Consider the following 16,756-nt stretch of genomic DNA (forward strand, 5'->3'; position numbering starts at 1 on the left):
CCTGACCCGCGCACCGCGACACCCGGCCCCGAAGAACCGGCCACCCACCCGCCCACCGGGTGCGCGTGGCCCGGTACTTCGGGGCCCTTCGCCGTCCCGGACACCTCGCCGGCACAAGCCGGACGCACCGCGCGCTTCAGGGGATTCCGGCGACGGCATATGTCCGGAGCATCTGCCCGCAAGCAGCCTCGTGCGCCACGAACGACAGCGCGCTACCGGTCCCCGGCACCCATGTTCGGCAGTGATGCATCGCCGGACGGTGGCGTGTTGGCATCGACTGCACCGGTCGTCGATTCACCCGAACGGGTGAGGATTGGGGCCAGGGTGGATGGGCAGGTTCCGCAGGCACGAAGCTGCCGGCGCCGGAAGGCATCGCCGTCGTCGCACGGGCGGGCAGGCCCTGCCCGCGTCCAGGATCCGCAGTCGCCACTGTGACATGCTTTCGAGCCGTCGGAACTCCGCGATTCCGGAAGCCGCTTCCGGGCCGAAGGGCATCCACGGCCCGTTCGCCGGAGAGGGAGGTCATGCTTCGAGTCCGTGGTCCGTATGTTCGTTGGCGCGTGTCACGACGAACCGGCGCGTCCGGTCGGGCCCGAAAAGCAGTGCGGACCACTCTCGTCGGCTGGGGCTGGGACGAGGACCGCGTCGAGGTGGCCGTCCTGGTCGTCACGGAGCTGCTGACCAACGCGCACCTGCACACCGACGGGGCCGTGCGACTGGTCCTGCGCCGGACCCGGCGCGGCGTTCGGCTGTCCGTCACCGACACCGACCCCCGGATGCCGACCCGGCGCGGCACCGGCCCCGAACACGAGGGCGGCTTCGGCCTGCACATTCTCGACACGCTCACCACCGGCTGGGGCGTCCGGGCCCGCCGGGCCGGCAAGACCGTCTGGGCCGACATCGACACGCCCCACCCCGACGCGAACCACCGCCCGTGGCAGGTCCGCGCCCGAGCGAGGGCCGCCCGGGCCCACGCGGCCCTCGGCCCGAAACGGCGGGCGGCCCTGGCTGCGCCCCGTCGAGGGGTTGCCCGGCCGGGTCGATCGGCTTGGGTACGGCGGCGGGTCGGCGCGATCGGGCCGTCGGCGCGCGCGGGCACACCACCCCTGACGCGGCGCATACGGCGGACGTGGCACGGGAGTCTGTACCTGAATGCTCGCGGACGTCTGCACCGCGCCTTGCCCCCGCACGAGCACGACGGAACCCGGCCCGGGGCAGGACGTCCTTCGGGTCGCCGCGATCAGGCGCCGGCACCGTGCCATTGCAAGAGCAGGATGGTGGCGTCGTCCTGGAGACGGTCGTGGTGGTACTCGCGGATCGCGCGAATCAGTCGGCGCAGGGTTTCGGGCGTGGGCAGCCCGTCGGCTATGTGGCGGATGACGAAGTCGACGAACCGTTCGAGGCCGAAGATCTCGCCTTGGGGGTTGCGGGCCTCGGTGACGCCGTCGGTGTAGAGCAGGAGCCAGTCCCCGGGTTCGAGTTGCTCCTCGTACAACTCGACGGGCAGCCCCATCGCGGTGCCCATCGGGTGTGCCGGCGGGCGTTCCAAAGTGGCGACCCACTTGCCGTTGCGGATCAGGACGGGTGGATGGTGGCCGCGGTTGACCCAGGTCAACGTGCCGGTGGGCAGATCGAGTGCGGCGATGATCGCGGTGGCGTAGCGGCTGCGGCCGAACTGTTCCAGGAGGGCGGCCTCGATCGCCTCGCTCGTCTGCACCAGGCCCACGCCGTGGCGGCGGCTGCTGCGGCAGCCGGCCAGGGCGAGGGCGACGGTGAGGCCGGCGGAGGTGTCGTGGCCCATGGCGTCGAAGACGGCCAGGTGTGCGGTGTCTCCGTCGACCGCGTACTCGTACGCGTCGCCGCCCATGTCGTAGGCGGGTTCCATGGTCGCGCTGACGGTGACCTGTTCGCCGGCGAAGGAGCCGGGCGGCATCAGGGTCCACTGCATCTCGGCGGCCAGGCCCATCGGGCGGGTGCGGACCAGGCGTTCGTAGGAGTCGCTGTACGCGCGCTTGCTCACCAGGAGCAGCCCCACGATCAGGGCGAGGTCGAGTGCCTTGTCGAGGATGGCGTCGTCGGTGTCGTCGGTTTCCAGCCCCAGGACGCCCAGGCGTTCGGCGCCGTCCATGAGGGGCAGCCACAGGCACCTCGTGGTCGGGTCGCCGGACTCGGCGTCCTCGGCGCCGGCCGGGGCCTCGACGGGCTCGGCGCTTTGGAAGGCGCGACCGGCCAGCGTGGCGTCCACCCGCAACTCCGCCTCGGGAGCTTCTCCCGTCGCGTTCACGCTTGCCGCCGGGCCGGGGATCAAGCGGAGCAGTTCTCGCTGCACGTCCACGAGGTAGACCAGCGGCCGGCGAAGGTCCAGCGGCCGGGCATGCTCGGCGATCAGGCCCGGGAGATCTTCCAGGGAGGCAAAGCGGCCGGCTCTGACCAGGCCGCTCGACATCGTTGCCACGCCGGTCGAAAGAGGATTCACGGGCGGGGGCTTCCTGTCCTGATTCGGACCCGTTCACGACGACGTCGGTCGAATCGTGCCGGGCGGCAGCATCCGAAAGTAACAGAGACAGCCCCGCGGCTGTCGCACAGCCCACACCCGAGCTCTCGGGCGGAAGCGCCGGACGGTTGTCGTCCGCGCCTTGGATATGTGGAAGCCGACCGGTTCGACGTGCCCGGACGCGCCCCTCTTGTGGTGTCGGTCAGGGTGCGTGCCCGGTCGCCTCGCCCCAGGGATCGGCCCCACCGTGTTGGGTCGCGATCCGGGTGGCGCTGCTCTTGAGACAGCTCGCGACGTCACGCAGGTGGGTCCTGCTGTACGAGTCGGTCGTCCAACCGAGGTCGTCCATGCCCTTGACTGCCAGCAGCAACTCTTCGGCTGCCGAGGCCAGTCGTCGGGCCAGGGTGGTCATGTCCCCCGGGTCCCGTTCCATTTGCCTGTCTCCGATCGTCGACCGGGCCTACGGCCCAAGCAGGTTTGCGTGCCTCGTCACGAGCGGCCATATGCGAGGCCGGCCCCTCGTGACGAGGGTCCCGATGCCGTGGCGGCGGGGCCCGGGTCGGGGTTGTCTCACCATCCACCGGCCTGTGCGGCCCGGTGTCGTATCCGCACGGCCGCCGCACGCGGCGGAAGGGGTGTGCGGGAATCGCGTATGCGTCCGTTCGGATGGACCGCAGTGCCCATTCGGCCGAAGCGATCGAGCGTGGGTGATCCCATCACGCCCGGGCCCTTCCCCCTCCGACCTGCGACCGCTGTCCGACGTACCGCGCTTGCCTTGCCTCTACGCCGTCGGCCGAAACCTTTACGGCCGGCTCGTCCCGACCTGCCCGACGGTCCCGCCTCCTTTGTCCTCGGGGCTCTTCACGTATCCGCCCCGACGAGTCCTTGACGCGTTCCACAACCCGGGCAGTTCGACATCCGCCGCGCCTGTTCGATGTTTCCTTCGGTTTCGACCCGAAACGTTAACCATGCCGCACGTGAATGTCTATCTCCGAGGTGACAGATTTTCGTAGCTTTCGACACCTGTCGATGTAGGTGCCGCCCCGTGCCCCTCGGTGCTCGGCCGACGGAGCGGATGGGCCGGGTATCGCGCCTATGCGTTCGGCGGGGGTTCGATGGTGAAGGCGGCTTCGGCGCGGGTGGCCTTGAGGATCCGGTCCATCGCGGTGGAGGGTGAGCGCAGCCGTAGGCGGGTGCCCGCGTGTTCGGCGGCCCGGCCGGCGGCTCGCAGGACGCGCAGCCCGGAGCAGTCGCAGAACGTCACCTCGGACAGGTCCAGCACGATGTCCGTGTGCTCGACCAGGACCCGGCGCAGGAGGTTGCGCAGTTGTTCGGCGGATACGATGTCCAGTTCCCCGGCGACGCTCGCGACGATCACGCCCGCAGGGTCGGTCGTCACCACGATGCGCAGATTCTCCTCCGACACGACGGCCTCCTTCTTCGTGGAGCAACCGGAAATCCGCAACCCCGGTCTACCCTCGGCCGCCGCGCTTCACGGACGCGTCGCACACCGGGTGCAGGAAGGCCGACTCGGCAAGCGGAGTGCAGGTGCGTCATGGGGGCCGCGCACAGGTTTCTCGCTGGGGCTCGGTCGCGTGCTCTCGGCGGTGTCGATGTCGGCGGACCGATCCGTGCGAGCGCTGACAGACAGGTCGCGGAAGGCGCGTCTCGACACGGGTCCGGGTCACGACGGGCCGAACAGACCCCTGCATAGGTGGGCCCGGGCAGGGGACCTCGCCCGACAGGCGCGGGCGTCATTCGCCCGAGTACCGAGAACCGCGGGGTGCCTTCGGCGTCGATTTTCCCGGCCACGTCTGTGGGGACGTTGGCCGGCCGGGTCACCGGGTGGATGCGGCGGGTGGGGTAGGCAAGGGCGGATGTCGGGGAGTACCGGGCCTGGTGGCAGCGGCGGTCTCGGTGGTGGCGACGTCGGTCCGCGCGGTGGCGCGTGCCCGTCGGGGCGCCGCGCCTCGGCGTCTTCGTCGGGTCAGCGGCTGCCGTCGGGCCGAGTCTTGGGTGTGTCGCGCAGTTCGGCGTTCAGGCGCAGGGCTTCTTCGAGTTGGTCTTCGAGGATGACGATGCGGCAGGCGGCGTCGACGGCGGTGCCTTGGTCGACGAGTTCGCGGGCGCGTTGGGCGATGCGCAACTGGTAGCGGGAGTAGCGGCGGTGGCCGCCCTCGGAACGCAGCGGGGTGATCAGGCGGGCCTCGCCGATCGCGCGGAGGAAGCCCTGGGAGGCGCCGATCAGTTCGGCCGCCCGGCCCATCGTGTAGGCGGGATAGTCGTCGTCGTCGAGCCTGTCGGCCCCGGTCGGAGTCGAGCCGGGTGTGGGTGCCATCGGCGCCTCTCTTGAGTTCACGTCCGTCAAGGTTGGGTTGTTCGGGAAACGCGTCGAGGGGCCCTGATGCCGTATGGCACCAGGGCCCCGAAAGAAATCCACACCATCCACCGACACCGACGTGCCGGCCTACCTGTTCCGCATCCGCCCCAACGAGTGGGGGTGCGGGGATCGCAATTGCGTGACCGCGGACCACCTTTCGTACCGGCGTCTCTACGGATCCCACTCGGCCGAACAACCTCACCGCGCCGAGCGGGCGATCCGGATGGCGTTCGCTCCTTCCTTTCCTACCTTCGTCGTGCAACGTGTACTGCCACTGCGGGTACAACCGAACTGCAGGTACTGCCGGGTACTGCTCGTCCTGCGCGGCGGCTCATCGGCCGCCTTCAGTTTCTCCTCGGCCCGACAACCAGCCTCCGGAACCCTCGCCGAACAACACACGGCCCCGGGACTCTGCTGTCGAACCCTCAACAACGCGCGCCAGTTCGTCTCTGTCGCGCCTCACTGATTCGCTTGGCTACGAGAGAAAACATACTCACCGACTCCTGTGATGTCTACTCCGGACACGGCAGATTTTTCGGCGTCGTCGGATGCGGAAGTGGCGTCCGGTCGTGAACGGTCACCCGCCGCTCGGGAACCCCGCCGCCGTGACGACGCGCGAGCAGGGATCGGCGCGGCTCCCGCGCCCTCGGCGACCGCGCGGTGGGGAGCAACCCTCGCGGTGCGACTCCCCGTTCTCACCGACAGCCCGACGAGCCCTGGGATCCTTCGGCATTGCACACGCCGCCACCGGTCGCGGCCCGCCGGGGAGGGCGAGCCTGCGTGCATGGTTCACTCCCGGCGCAATGTCGCAGAGGACGAAGTCCGCCCGGACGGCCGTGCGTCGCGGCCGGCATGTGTGGGCGGCGGCCGTGGGGTTCTCGGGGGTTGCGGGTCTCGGTCGTCTCAGGCCGCAGCGGTGGGGCTCGCAGATACGGCGGAACGGCGGCATTCGGCGTTGCCGCGCCGGGCGTCCTCCAGTCGGTTCTCAAGGACGACGATGCGGCAGGCGGCCTCGACGGAGGTCCCGCGGTCGACGAGTTCCCGGGCACGGGCCGCGATACGAAGCTGTCGGCGGGAGTAGCGGCGGTGACCACCCTCGGAGCGCAACGGGGTGATCAGGCGGGCTCCCTCGACGGCGCGGAGGAAGCCCTGCGTAGTGCCGAGGATCTCGGCGGCCCGGCCCGTGGTGTAGGCGGGGTAGTCGTCGTCGTCGAGACGGCCGTACGAGTCGTCTGCTGTCATCGTGCCTCTCTGTGGAACGTGGAGGGGCCCTGGTGCCTTTCGGCATCCAGGGCCCCGAAGGAACTGCTACACCACCTGCCGGCCCTGTTGCTGCGCCGGCCTACTGTTTCCGCGGACCCGACCGAACTGCCGTCGGGGGCGCGGGGATCGCGGTTGCTTGACCGGAGACCACCTCGCTAACGATGTCCTGCGGTACCCGGGCTCAAGACTTCCGCCCGGGCGATCCCGATGGCGCTTCCACTCCTTCGTTGTTTCCTCGGTTGCGTAATGCCGGTGTTGCTCTATCGGTTCCGCGTACTGCCGGTGACACGTGCTACTCGGTGGCCTGTGACAGCGCCACTCTTTCGGCAGCCAGCCCCGATCGCCCGTCCTGCGACTGCTCTGGCTTGGAACCCCACCGCCGAACCTCCCGGTGCGCGCGTCCGCAGTCGACGCCTTCACCGAGGTGCTGCTCACCTACTCCACTGCGGGTACTGCGCACTGCACTTGCGGTACTGCTTACCCGGTGCGGCCGTCAGTCCCGTCGCCGTCCTGCGACAACCCTGGCTTCGGGACTCCACCAGCGCACCGTCCTGCGAACTGCGACTACGTGTACTACGACCGGCAGTTCGTCTCTGCCAGGCCCTTCCGTCTCTCTGGGCTACGAGAGAAACCATAACCACACCAGAACCCAATGTCTACTCCAGACACCACAGATTTTTCGAGGCTCCAGGTACACAAAATCTGCCCCGCGCCGTGGCCCCCTGACGCCCCCGCCTTTCCCTCCAAGAGGTGGCCCCACGGTTCGTTCGTATCTGCTCGAAGGCGATCACCGCGCCTCATCGGGGCCATCCTGCCGCCGGCAGGATGGGTGGGACCTCCGCCCGGTAGGCCCGTTCATCCTGGGAGTCGTCGTGGACCACAGTCGTGCCGGCACGAAACAGACCGCCGTCGCGGGATGTGCCGCCGGGTGCATGCCGTGAGCGTCGTGCTGTTGGAGAGCGAGGACGTGGCGTGGTTCCGCGACAACCTCACCGGCGCCCGAGGGGCCGCCTCCCGGCTGGCCGAACGGATCGGAATGAACCAGCACCGGGCCGGCGAGGTCGCCCTGGCGATGTCCGAGGCCGCCTCCAACCTGGTCAAGCACGCCGTCGCCGGGGCGATCGTGCTGCGGATCGTGCGCACCGGGCAGCACGCCGGAATCGAATTCCTGGACCTGGACGAGGGACCGGGAATGGCGGACGTGGGCGCCGCGATGCGCGACGGCCGCTCGACCACCGGCACCCTGGGCATCGGCCTGGGCATGGTCGCCCGCCTCGCGGACACCTTCGACCCGCACTCCGCCCCCGGGCACGGAACCGTGGTGCTCGCCCGGTTCTGGCCACGGGACACACCGCTGCGTCACCCGGGCGCCTACGGCGATCCGCCGGAATCCGTGGTGGCGGGAGTGACGCGGCCCATCAGCGCGGCGCGGACCGCGAGGACGGCCGACCGGCGTGCGGGGACGGCTGGGCGGCACGCTGGGACGACGCCGGGACATCGGCGCCCGGGCCCACCCCGCGCAATACGCCGGCAGGCGCCCGTGTCCCCGCCCGGACCGGACCGCGCCGGGGACCGATCTCCCCACGACCGGCCCCGCGTTCCGCCTCCGGCGCGGGGCGGGCGGTTCTGGTGATGCTCTGTGACGGGCTCGGTCACGGTCCCCTAGTGCCGTGACTGGGTTTCCGGTTCTGGTCGTGGGCGGGGGTTCCTGCTGCGTCGACGGTGCCGGAGGTCGAGGCGGGTGCGTACCAGGGCGAGGGGACGGCCGAGGAGGAACCCGAGGCCGCCGTCCACGGGGCCGTCGGGGTCGATGCCCGTCAGGGCGGCATCGAGGGTGGCGCGCAGGGCGGCGAGGGTGGCGGGGCCGCGGCGGCGCACCGGGATCGACTGGTCATGCTGCGCGAGGCAAGCATGCCCGAATCGCGCGGGCCAGGCCCGGAAGCGCCGACCGACCCGACCACGACGAACCTCGACTGGTCGATACTCACCTCGGCGACGAACCCGCGCCCGGAGCTGTCTACCGAAAACGGACTTCGGAGGGCTGTTCGACGTTCAGCGAAACGCCTTGGTCGAGCGCCACGCAACGTACAGATGATCCGGGCGATCGGATCGCATCCGGCCACGAATGCAGTACCTCAGCGCACGGCTGACCGCAACGTTCGATTGGCGGAAACTTGCTGGATGCCATCGAAGTGGCTTGAATTCCACACTTGGAATGATCGTCAGCCTTCACCGGTGACGATCTTGCATGTCCCAAGAAATGGCAATGAACGACAGGAGCGAAAGAGGATAAGGCCGATAAGTGCATCTCGGAATTCAGGGTTGCTTTACTGGCGCATTCATTCAAGTGATCCATATCACGCAACAAGACCTGCGATTATTGGTATTTAACTCGAAGGGAAGCTCGTCGTTCAACTTCTTCTCGCCGGTGTGGTGGTTCACCGTGCATCCGAACCGCAACGAGACCTCATGGCCGGCGTGGGCGAGCGGAACGATCTTCAACGCCCTGTGGTACGCCGGCGGCAAGTGGAAGTGGGTTGCTCGCATCCTCGGGCGAGTTCTGACCATCCTGGAGATCTACCTGTTCTACATCTCGGCCACGGCGGCTTACGCTTCGAGTCGCGGGAACTGCGTTGCGATTCAGGTGTCCGGGGCCAAATGGCCATGGTCGAACGGAATCAGGTTCGTCGTTCCACCGTACTTGTGGTCGGAAAGGTGCCGTGGATGACAGTGGAACCGGGAAATCGCTCACGCAAGCTCTGGCTGATCTGGGGGCCGATATCAGCCGTCGCGTTGGCAATTGCGGTGCTCTTGGCGTCAAATGGGAGCTGGGGACTGAGTGCGCTGATGGCCTTCACCTCGGCAAGCGTCGCTCTGGGCTGCTACCGACAGACCAGAGCCGACCAGTAACAACGCGAGAACATTGAGGCAGTGAACGATCCGCCGGCGAGGTCTCGACCCCGCCGGCGGTTCTGTCGTGTCCGTTCGTGGCGCCGATCGTCAGCCGACGGGGCGAGTTACACCCAAAGTTTGGCCTCGCCCTGCCCGCTTCTTCGCCGAGTTCGAGGCGCCGCTCCCGTGTCCGGCGATCCGTGGCGTTGGCGCATCCGCCCAGGAGCAAGTCCCACACGGGGCATTGCTCGGGGCGTCGGGGTCGATCCCGGAGAGCAGCGGCCGGCGCCGCGGCGCACGGTCAGGTTCGACGACCGCGTGGCGGAGACCCTTGAGGCGCGGCGTGTTCGCCAGAACGCCGATCGGGAAGCCTGGGGCGACGCCTGGGTGGAGACCGGGCGGGTCTTCACCCGGGAGGACGGGTCGTTGTTGCACCCGTCGAGCGTGACGGATCGTTTCGTCGAACTGACCGAGGAAGCCGGTCTTCCGCCGACTCGGCTGCACGACCTGCGGCACCTCGCCGCGACCCTCGCGCACGCGGCCGGGGCGAGCCTGCGCGACATCCAGGAGTTGCTCGGCCACTCCTCCACCAGCGTCACCGAGTACTACGTCTCGGTCTTCGAGGAAGCCGAGGAGATCTTCGCCGCCGCAGTCGTGGACATGGTCCCCCGCGCCGGTTCGGAGAAGCCCGAGATCCGGCCCGACGCAGACGACGGCGAAGGTTTCGCGTGCACGCATGACATCAGTTTGTATAGACCAACGCGCACGCAGCACGCACGCACGGCGCCCCGGGCGGCCCTCCAACGGGCGGACTCGCCGTCACGGACAGCGATAAGCCCAGGTCAGCGAGCTGACCTGGGCTTCGTATCGGGTGGGCACAGACAGACTCGAACTGTCGACCCCTGCTTTGTAAGAGGAAAGCCCACTTCACGTATCCGCCCCGATGTTGCCTGGTCTTACGGGATCTTCCCTGGTCAGCGCGGCATCGGGGCGGTCATTTTCCCCGATCTTGCCTTGTCTTACCGGATGTTGCCGATGTCTTCCGGCCCCGATATGGCCCCAGTTGGATCCGCACTGGGGCCGCACGATGCCTGCGGCCAGATGTCCGCCGAGGTCGGAGGGTGCACGCGAACGCACAGGCGCCGCATTTCCCACGGCACGCAAACGGCCATCGATCCTCGGTAGGTGGGGCGCCGTCAACGAACGGCGATCCAACCGACACGTAGCTGAGCGTGATGCTCTGGCCGTTGGAGTAGGCGGCCGTGACGGTGTGTTCTCAGCGCCCGACGTCCGCGAGTTGTCCGCCCGCCTGCGGGAGACCTACGGCACCGGATGGGTCCCGGCCTCCTAGCTCAGACACCAGCCGCAAAGTAGGGCGTGGGTAACCGGCGCGTGGGTGACCGGCCCAGCTGTGATGTCTCACGAGGTTGGTGCCCGAGGCGACCGCGGAGGACTGGGAAGAGTGGCGGCTCTGCGGGGTGGGCCGCCGGTCTGCCTATGCTCAGGCCCATGGCACTGGAATGGGAACAGATCATCGTCGCCTCCGCCGACCCCGTCGCTCTCGGGCGCTGGTGGGCCGAGGCTCTCGGCTGGGTTGTGGTCGACGAATCCGAGGAGATCATCGAGATCCGGCCCGAGCCGGACCGGATGCCGGGCCTGCTCTTCGTGCCTGTCCCGGAGGGCAAGACGTCGAAGAACCGGCTCCACCCCGACTTCCGCCCCGACGACCAGGAGGCCGAGGTCGCCCGGCTGCTCTCCCTCGGTGCCCGGCGCGTCGACACCGTGCAGGACGGGCAGCACTGGGTGACCCTCCTCGACCCGGAGGGCAACGAGTTCTGCGTCCTGAGTGAGCGGAAGAGCTGAGCGAGGACCGGGCAGGTGTCCGGGCCCCGAGCCGGGGTCCCGGACAACTGCCCGGTCCGTTGCCGATTACGCGTATCCCAGCCATTCCTCGATGGAGGAGAACTGTGCGGGCATGAGCGCCTCCCGGGAGAACACCGCTCGTTTGGGTAACTCGGGCGGTAGTTCGGGTCACCCAGGGGGTGTCACCCGCGGAGCATATGGCCTGTGACTCCCGGACGGGCGCTCAGTGCCTCGTCTCGTACCTGGTCAGGATCACGCCGCAGGGAAACGTCCGCGTCTCCACCAGGTTCAGGTTCACCCAGTTGTCCAGCGCGGCGAAGAACGGCGTGCCGCCGCCCACCAGGACCGGCGCGATGGCCAGCACGTACTCGTCGATCAGCCCGGCCCGCATGGCCGCCCCACCGGACGCATGATCCTCTACCACCTCGACGGCCTCATGCTCCGCCCCGGCACCGCCACCGGCCCACCCGTGATACTCATCAGCCGAGAAGTCGAAGCACACCTCCTCGAACTCCTCGGCATCGACGAAACCAGACCCCGCTGGCTGGAGACCTAAAACCCCATGTGCGAAGTCACCGGCTAGTGCCGCGCGCGGCACTAGCCTCGCGCTTTCATGAAGCACGGCGTCTGACATGCGGTCAGAAAAGCGGGAAGTGCTCCTGACCTGCAACGATAGGGCTTGTCTAGGGTCCTGTCGGCTGCACGGAAAGAAGCACTTCCCAGGTGAAGAAGGATAGCGGTTCGCATCCGCGTGTCCGGGTCGAGCCCGGTGGTTCGGGGATCGTCTCGCATGCCGGTGGGGTGTTGCTCACCGAGACGGCCCGCGGTATCGGGTTGGCTCGCGCGTTGTCGGAAGTGCTCGCGCCGTGGCGCCGGTCGAGGGCGGTCCACGATCCGGGGAAGACGGTCCTGGATCTCGCGGTGACCCTCGCGGTGGGCGGGGACTGCCTCTCCGACGTGGCGATCCTGCGGGAACAGCCCGACGTGTTCGCCCCGGTGGCGTCCGATCCGACGGTGTCGCGCCTGGTCACGGCCCTGGCCGCCGCCGGGCCGAAGGCCGTGACCGCGATCCGGGCGGCCCGCGCGGCGGCCCGGGAACGGGCCTGGGACCTGGCCGCAACCGCGTCGCCGGTCGCGGACGGGCGGTTGACGATCGACCTCGACGGCGTCCTGGTCACCGCGCACTCCGACAAGGAAGGCGCCCGCCCGACATGGAAGAAGACGTTCGGGTTCCACCCGTTGTGGGCGTTCGCCGACCACGGGCCCGAAGGAACGGGTGAGCCGCTTGCGGTGCTGTTGCGGCCGGGAACGCCGGGTCGAACACCGCGGCCGACCACGTCGAGGTCACCCGCCGGGCCCTCGCGCAGGTCCCGAAACGGCACCGGCGGGGTCGAAACACGCTGATACGGACGGATTCCGCGGGTGGCACCCACGACTTCCTCGCGTGGCTCTCCCGCCGGGGCCGGTGGTTGTCGTACTCGGTCGGGTTCACGATCACCGATCGGATCCACGCGGCGATCCTCGCGGTACCGAAGGCGGCGTGGACGCCGGCGTACGACGCCGACGGCCGCCCGCGCGAGGGAGCGTGGGTCGCGGAGGTCACCGACATGCTCGACCTGTCCGCGTGGCCGAAGGGCATGCGCGTGGTCGTGCGGACGGAACGTCCGCACCCGGGAGCCCAGTTGCGGATCACCGACGTCGACGGCAACCGGTGCGTCGCGTTCGTCACGAACACGACGGGCGGGCAGCTCGCGGACCTGGAACTGCGCCACCGCCGACGCGCCCGCGCCGAGGACCGCATCCGCCAGGCGAAGGCGACCGGCCTGCCGCCGATCTCACCCGGTGCCGAACCGTGGTCGATGTCGGCGGCGGCGACGGGACGCTCATGGCCCACATCCTGCAGGCCCACCCTGATCTGGAAGGCGTCGTTTACGACGGCGGCGACCCTGTTCGCTCGCCGCGGCCTCCTCGCGCAACACCGGTGCGACAGCGCGGGTTTCGACGCCTGCTCGAGGCTGCCGACTTCAAACTGGCCCGCGTCGCGACCGTCCCGGGCTCCGACATTCGTGTCATAGCAGTGAGCACCTTTGGTTCCTACGTGACACCCACGCCGCAGGAGATCTGGAGCGTTCCCATGGCCGGAAACACGGCCTTCACCTGGGAATACGACGATGGGCGCGACCGGCTGCTCAACCTGTACCAGAAAGGCAAGGACAAGCAGTGGGACGCCCGGTCACGCATCGATTGCTGAACGCGTCGGATGACCAGGTTCCCGCCAGGGGACCGACGCGCGGGTCCCTTTCGCAACCTGATCCGCACCGCCGTCCTCTTCGGAGTCCCCACCACGGCGGCGGCCTTCGCGTGGGTCCACGACCCTGGCGGGCGACGACGACAAGGCCCAGCTGGTGCGATGTCGAGGTCGGTGGAGGCGAGCATCAGGTTGCCGGTGGAGATGTCGACCCTGGCCACGGTGGAATCGGTCAGGCGCGTGGTCGAGTAGCGGTGCCACGGGACGTCGCCCGCGTCCCAGTCCGTTGCCGAGAACGGTTGGACCGGGTTCTGCCGGCGCGCCGTGTCGGGGCCGGCGCGCGGGATGTTGGGGATCGGCCTGGTCACCCCGTTCGGGGTGGGCGGCAGGGCCTGCTTCGTGCCGTGCCCCCAGACCGTCTTGCGTGCGGTCTCGGGAGCGGCCGGCGCGGCGGTCGCTTGGAACGGGGCTGCGGAGGCGACCAGGGTCAACGCGGTGAACACGGCCACGGTGGTCCCGCGTCCTGCGTCTGGATCGGCTCCGCGTCGCCCACCTGACCGAGGCATTCGCCGCCATCACCGAGGCCAACATCGAGATCGCCGAGGGCAATCGGCAACGCAGGGATGCTATCGCGGAGTTGGCGCGCATCCCCTGGAAGGGCATCGAGAACCGCGCCCGCCGCAAACTGCTCAAGGCGTCGATCGCCGCCATGCCCCAGATTCGGCAGACCGTCGGGGCGGCCACACGCCAACGAATACGTTCCACTCTCCGAGCGGCGCTGAACGACGCCGTCGCGCAGCAGCTCATCACGTTCAACCCGGTTGAAGAGGCCCTTGGCGTCTTGTTCCCCGGTGAGCTATGCGTGGTGCCCGTTGTCCATCAACTGGGGCCGGCCCCGGCGTTCTTGGGTCGAGAACTAAGTGCGCGGTGGACGAAAAGTCAAGGATTCCTGCACCGCCGCGTGGATGTGCGTCTGGCTGAGCACGTCGGACGAGGAATGGGCTCCTGCCGAAAGGACACGGTGCGGAACCGGGCAAGTTCCGGCATGTCGACGCGGTCCACCCTGACACCCCGCATCGGCCGACGGATGCCCGTTGCGCCCGTCTGCCGTGATGGCTCGCGCAGCTGCTCTTCCCGGGCGCCTTCCTCCATGCCGAGAGCACCAACGGTACCCACACCTGGCGACACCCGGGTCCCGGTCATTCCCATCAACTAGTCATGCACAAGAACGTCAGTGTCTTCACTCAGGCTCCTCACAGATACCGCTTGATCCGAGTAACTCGTCAGGAGTCACAGTGAAGGTCCTCCGAGCACGACGGCTGCGCACTGCCAGCCTTCTCTCCCTCATCGGGACGCTGGCCCTGACCGGCCTCTCCGCACCCCAGGCGGCCGGCAACGCGGGCGGTCAACCGCTCGCGACGAGCGCGGCGCGTTCAAGCGAGTCGAAGCCCAAGCCCACGGTGGTGCTCGTCCACGGAGCCTGGGCGGATTCCTCGGGATGGGCGAAGGTCACCCGTGACCTGCAGACCATGGGCTACCAGGTCCTCGCGCCGCCGACTCCCCTGCGTGGGCTGCGCGAAGACTCGGAGTACCTCGCCGCGTTCCTCCGTGACCGAACAACCGGCCCGGTCGTCCTCGTGGGTCACTCGTACGGAGGAGCCGTCATCACGAACGCCGCCAGGTCGGACAAGGACGTCGAAGCCCTCGTCTACATCAACGCGTTCGTTCCCGACGAAGGTGACAGCGTCCTTGGGATGCTGGACCCGAACCACGAAGTCAACCCGGCCGATCTCTTCGACTTCGCGCAGTACCCGGGCGCTCCGGACGGCGACTACGACCTCTACCTGAAACAGAGTGTCTTCCCGGACGCCGTCGCGAACGGCATCCCCGAACGGGACGCGGTCGCGATGGCTGCGACCCAGCGGCCCGTCACCCTGAGCGCGCTCACGGACGAGTCCGGAGTGCCGGCCTGGAAGTCGTTGCCGAGCTTCTACCTGCTCGGGACCCAGGACCACATCGTCCCGCCCGCCTTGCAGCGCACGATGGCCAAGAACGCAGGAGCCAAGATCACCGAAGTCAAGGCGGGGCACCTCCCGATGATCACCAACCCGCGCGCCGTCGAGGCGCTGATCGTCAAGGCGGATCGGTCGACGCCGGCCAAGTAGGCAACGCGATGTCGAGCCGCCGGGCCGTCCGCGCCGTTCGCAGGCGCCCGGCGACGCGTGGGGCTTCGCCTCTCTCCCCCATTGCACCCACGTAGCTTCGGCGGCCCTGCCGCCCAGTCGCGGCCTTTCCCGCACTGCAGTGCACCAAGCAGACGGCGAGCACGAGGCTCGCTCCGACAAGGAGGGACAGATGAGCCGCAACTACCGTGCGATCGCGTTCACGGAGCCAGTCCTGGAAGCGCAGGACCAGTACGGAAGCCGGACCTCCAACGACCGCACGGACACGCATCGCTCCGGTACGAGGCGTTCGGGCACGGGGGCGGCGGACGGAACGGGCCCAGCTCCGCACACCGAGGCTGCGGAGACCTCTGGAGTCGATCAGATCAAGGATCCCCTGGGCCCCGCTGAACGGGACTTCATCGCCGGCCGGGACGGCTTCTATCTGGCGACGGTCGCCAGCAGCGGCTGGCCGTACGTCCAGTTCCGCGGCGGCCCACCGGGATTCGTGACAACCCCCGACGAACACACCCTGGCCTGGGCCGACTTCCGAGGGAATCGTCAGTACATCAGCACCGGCAACGTGGCGCACGACGCCCGCGTATCCATGATCTTCTTGGACTACGCCCACCAGGTGCGCCTCAAGGTCTTCGGAGTCGCGACCATCAACGACGTACGCCACCAAGGGGCGTCGTCGAGTGCGTTGGCGGTCCCGGGGTACCGGGCGATCGTCGAACGTGAGGTGCGCGTCGAGGTCACGGCATTCGACTGGAACTGCCCTCAGCACATCACTCCGCGCTACACAGCCGAGGAAGTGGCGTCCGTGCTGCAACCGCTTCGGCGCCGCGTTGACGCCCTCCAGGCCGAGAACGACCTCCTTCGCGGCCAGGTCGCATCACTCCGGCCGGCCCCCGGGGCACATCCGGCCCCGGCCCGACAGCTGAAGGAAGACCAGTGAACGACGACAGCATCCTGGACCGGATCACCGCACTGGTCGATCGGGAGCACAAGCTGCGCAGTCAGCGGGCAGACGGCTCCCTGGACGCACGGACCGAACACCACGAGCTGCAGGCAGTCGAGGTCGAACTCGATCAGTGCTGGGATCTCCTCCGGCAACGTCGTGCGCGGCGGGACTTCGACGCAGACCCTGATGAGGCCGTTCCCAGGTCGGCTTCAGTGGTCAATAACTACTGGCAGTAGGCCGGGAGCAAGGCCCGACCAGGCTCTGGCTGCCTGCGAGCAGCCCTACGCAACGAGCCCGCGCCTTGGGAAGCAGACGCCCCTGGGCCGCGCCGACGTCCACGACCGCCGTGATCCGACCGGCGGGCCGGGGCGTCCGGTCAGATCTCCCCCCACCGTGTCCAGTGTGCTCAAACCTCTACCGCCCCCGAAAGACGCGACCCAGCCCTGTCGTTGCCAGGGAAGTACTCCGCCGCCGCTCGACCGTGAGGTCG

At 68.8% G+C, this 16,756-nt stretch carries 12 protein-coding genes and 5 pseudogenes; 11 read left to right on the plus strand and 6 right to left on the minus strand.

What is annotated here, in order from left to right; all coding sequences use genetic code 11:
* Nucleotides 1–524 precede the first annotated feature (524 nt).
* A pseudogene (locus tag ABZS54_RS36595) lies at nucleotides 525–881 on the plus strand (ATP-binding protein); the annotation flags it as partial.
* A 359-nt stretch (nucleotides 882–1,240) separates the two neighbouring features.
* On the opposite strand, the gene ABZS54_RS36600 reads toward ABZS54_RS36595, so the two are convergent.
* The 5 genes from ABZS54_RS36600 to ABZS54_RS36620 all read right to left on the minus strand — a co-directional run bounded on the left by ABZS54_RS36600 (nucleotide 1,241) and on the right by ABZS54_RS36620 (nucleotide 6,116).
* Complete coding sequence (locus tag ABZS54_RS36600; RefSeq protein ID WP_355546146.1) at nucleotides 1,241–2,476, minus strand: SpoIIE family protein phosphatase; 1,236 nt, start codon at nucleotides 2,474–2,476, stop codon at nucleotides 1,241–1,243.
* Between the two features lie 220 nt (nucleotides 2,477–2,696).
* The gene (locus ABZS54_RS36605) at nucleotides 2,697–2,927 is read right to left on the minus strand and encodes a hypothetical protein (protein WP_355546148.1); all 231 of its coding nucleotides are present in this window, start codon (nucleotides 2,925–2,927) and stop codon (nucleotides 2,697–2,699) included.
* 660 nt (nucleotides 2,928–3,587) lie between these two features.
* Nucleotides 3,588–3,920 (minus strand): STAS domain-containing protein, encoded by a 333-nt coding sequence (locus ABZS54_RS36610; protein WP_355546150.1) that lies wholly within the window; start codon nucleotides 3,918–3,920, stop codon nucleotides 3,588–3,590.
* Between the two features lie 561 nt (nucleotides 3,921–4,481).
* On the minus strand, nucleotides 4,482–4,832 hold the full coding sequence (locus ABZS54_RS36615; RefSeq protein ID WP_355546152.1) for a MerR family transcriptional regulator: 351 nt from the start codon (nucleotides 4,830–4,832) through the stop codon (nucleotides 4,482–4,484).
* A gap of 945 nt (nucleotides 4,833–5,777) precedes the next feature.
* Nucleotides 5,778–6,116, minus strand: a complete 339-nt coding sequence (locus ABZS54_RS36620) for a MerR family transcriptional regulator (protein ID WP_355546154.1) — start codon at nucleotides 6,114–6,116, stop codon at nucleotides 5,778–5,780.
* Nucleotides 6,117–7,074: 958 nt separating this feature from the next.
* Between ABZS54_RS36620 and ABZS54_RS36625 the strand changes: the two genes are divergently transcribed.
* From ABZS54_RS36625 to ABZS54_RS36640, 4 genes are all read left to right on the plus strand, one after another.
* Nucleotides 7,075–7,770 carry an ATP-binding protein gene (locus ABZS54_RS36625; RefSeq protein WP_355546156.1) on the plus strand — a complete coding sequence of 232 codons (696 nt, stop codon included), beginning with the start codon at nucleotides 7,075–7,077 and terminating at the stop codon, nucleotides 7,768–7,770.
* A 669-nt stretch (nucleotides 7,771–8,439) separates the two neighbouring features.
* Complete coding sequence (locus ABZS54_RS36630) at nucleotides 8,440–8,865, plus strand: hypothetical protein (protein ID WP_355546158.1); 426 nt, start codon at nucleotides 8,440–8,442, stop codon at nucleotides 8,863–8,865.
* 482 nt (nucleotides 8,866–9,347) lie between these two features.
* Entirely contained in the window at nucleotides 9,348–10,214 is an 867-nt protein-coding gene (locus ABZS54_RS36635; RefSeq protein WP_355546160.1) for a tyrosine-type recombinase/integrase, read from the plus strand.
* 324 nt (nucleotides 10,215–10,538) lie between these two features.
* Nucleotides 10,539–10,892, plus strand: a complete 354-nt coding sequence (locus ABZS54_RS36640) for a VOC family protein (RefSeq protein ID WP_355546162.1) — start codon at nucleotides 10,539–10,541, stop codon at nucleotides 10,890–10,892.
* Between the two features lie 223 nt (nucleotides 10,893–11,115).
* Here ABZS54_RS36640 and ABZS54_RS36645 read toward each other — a convergent pair.
* Nucleotides 11,116–11,381, minus strand: a pseudogene (locus ABZS54_RS36645) (dihydrofolate reductase family protein); the annotation flags it as partial.
* A 234-nt stretch (nucleotides 11,382–11,615) separates the two neighbouring features.
* On the opposite strand from ABZS54_RS36645, the pseudogene ABZS54_RS36650 reads away from it, so the two are divergent.
* The 6 genes and pseudogenes from ABZS54_RS36650 to ABZS54_RS36675 all read left to right on the plus strand — a co-directional run.
* Nucleotides 11,616–12,718: pseudogene (locus ABZS54_RS36650) on the plus strand (IS1380 family transposase); the annotation flags it as partial.
* 251 nt (nucleotides 12,719–12,969) lie between these two features.
* Nucleotides 12,970–13,137 (plus strand): annotated as a pseudogene (locus ABZS54_RS36655) (aminobenzoate oxygenase); the annotation flags it as partial.
* A gap of 529 nt (nucleotides 13,138–13,666) precedes the next feature.
* A pseudogene (locus ABZS54_RS36660) lies at nucleotides 13,667–13,957 on the plus strand (site-specific integrase); the annotation flags it as partial.
* A gap of 478 nt (nucleotides 13,958–14,435) precedes the next feature.
* Nucleotides 14,436–15,305: an alpha/beta hydrolase gene (locus ABZS54_RS36665; protein WP_355546164.1), complete on the plus strand. Its 870-nt coding sequence runs from the start codon at nucleotides 14,436–14,438 to the stop codon at nucleotides 15,303–15,305.
* Nucleotides 15,306–15,495: 190 nt separating this feature from the next.
* A complete protein-coding gene (locus tag ABZS54_RS36670; RefSeq protein WP_355546166.1) occupies nucleotides 15,496–16,260 on the plus strand; it encodes a pyridoxamine 5'-phosphate oxidase family protein in 765 nt (254 codons plus the stop codon).
* Nucleotides 16,257–16,502: a DUF2630 family protein gene (locus ABZS54_RS36675; RefSeq protein ID WP_355546168.1), complete on the plus strand. Its 246-nt coding sequence runs from the start codon at nucleotides 16,257–16,259 to the stop codon at nucleotides 16,500–16,502. Before ABZS54_RS36670 ends, ABZS54_RS36675 begins: the two co-directional genes overlap by 4 nt.
* Nucleotides 16,503–16,756 lie beyond the last annotated feature (254 nt).

The organism is Embleya sp. NPDC005575, from assembly GCF_040605455.1.
In the GTDB taxonomy this organism is placed as follows: Bacteria; Actinomycetota; Actinomycetes; order Streptomycetales; family Streptomycetaceae; genus Embleya.

What these genes read in the sequence shown, in the direction of transcription:
- ABZS54_RS36605 (WP_355546148.1), bottom strand. Translation starts at nt 2,927, where the DNA reads ATGGAACGGGACCCGGGGGACATGACCACCCTGGCCCGACGACTGGCC.
- ABZS54_RS36615 (WP_355546152.1), bottom strand. Translation starts at nt 4,832, where the DNA reads ATGGCACCCACACCCGGCTCGACTCCGACCGGGGCCGACAGGCTCGAC.
- ABZS54_RS36620 (WP_355546154.1), bottom strand. Translation starts at nt 6,116, where the DNA reads ATGACAGCAGACGACTCGTACGGCCGTCTCGACGACGACGACTACCCC.
- ABZS54_RS36640 (WP_355546162.1), top strand. Translation starts at nt 10,539, where the DNA reads ATGGCACTGGAATGGGAACAGATCATCGTCGCCTCCGCCGACCCCGTC.
- ABZS54_RS36670 (WP_355546166.1), top strand. Translation starts at nt 15,496, where the DNA reads ATGAGCCGCAACTACCGTGCGATCGCGTTCACGGAGCCAGTCCTGGAA.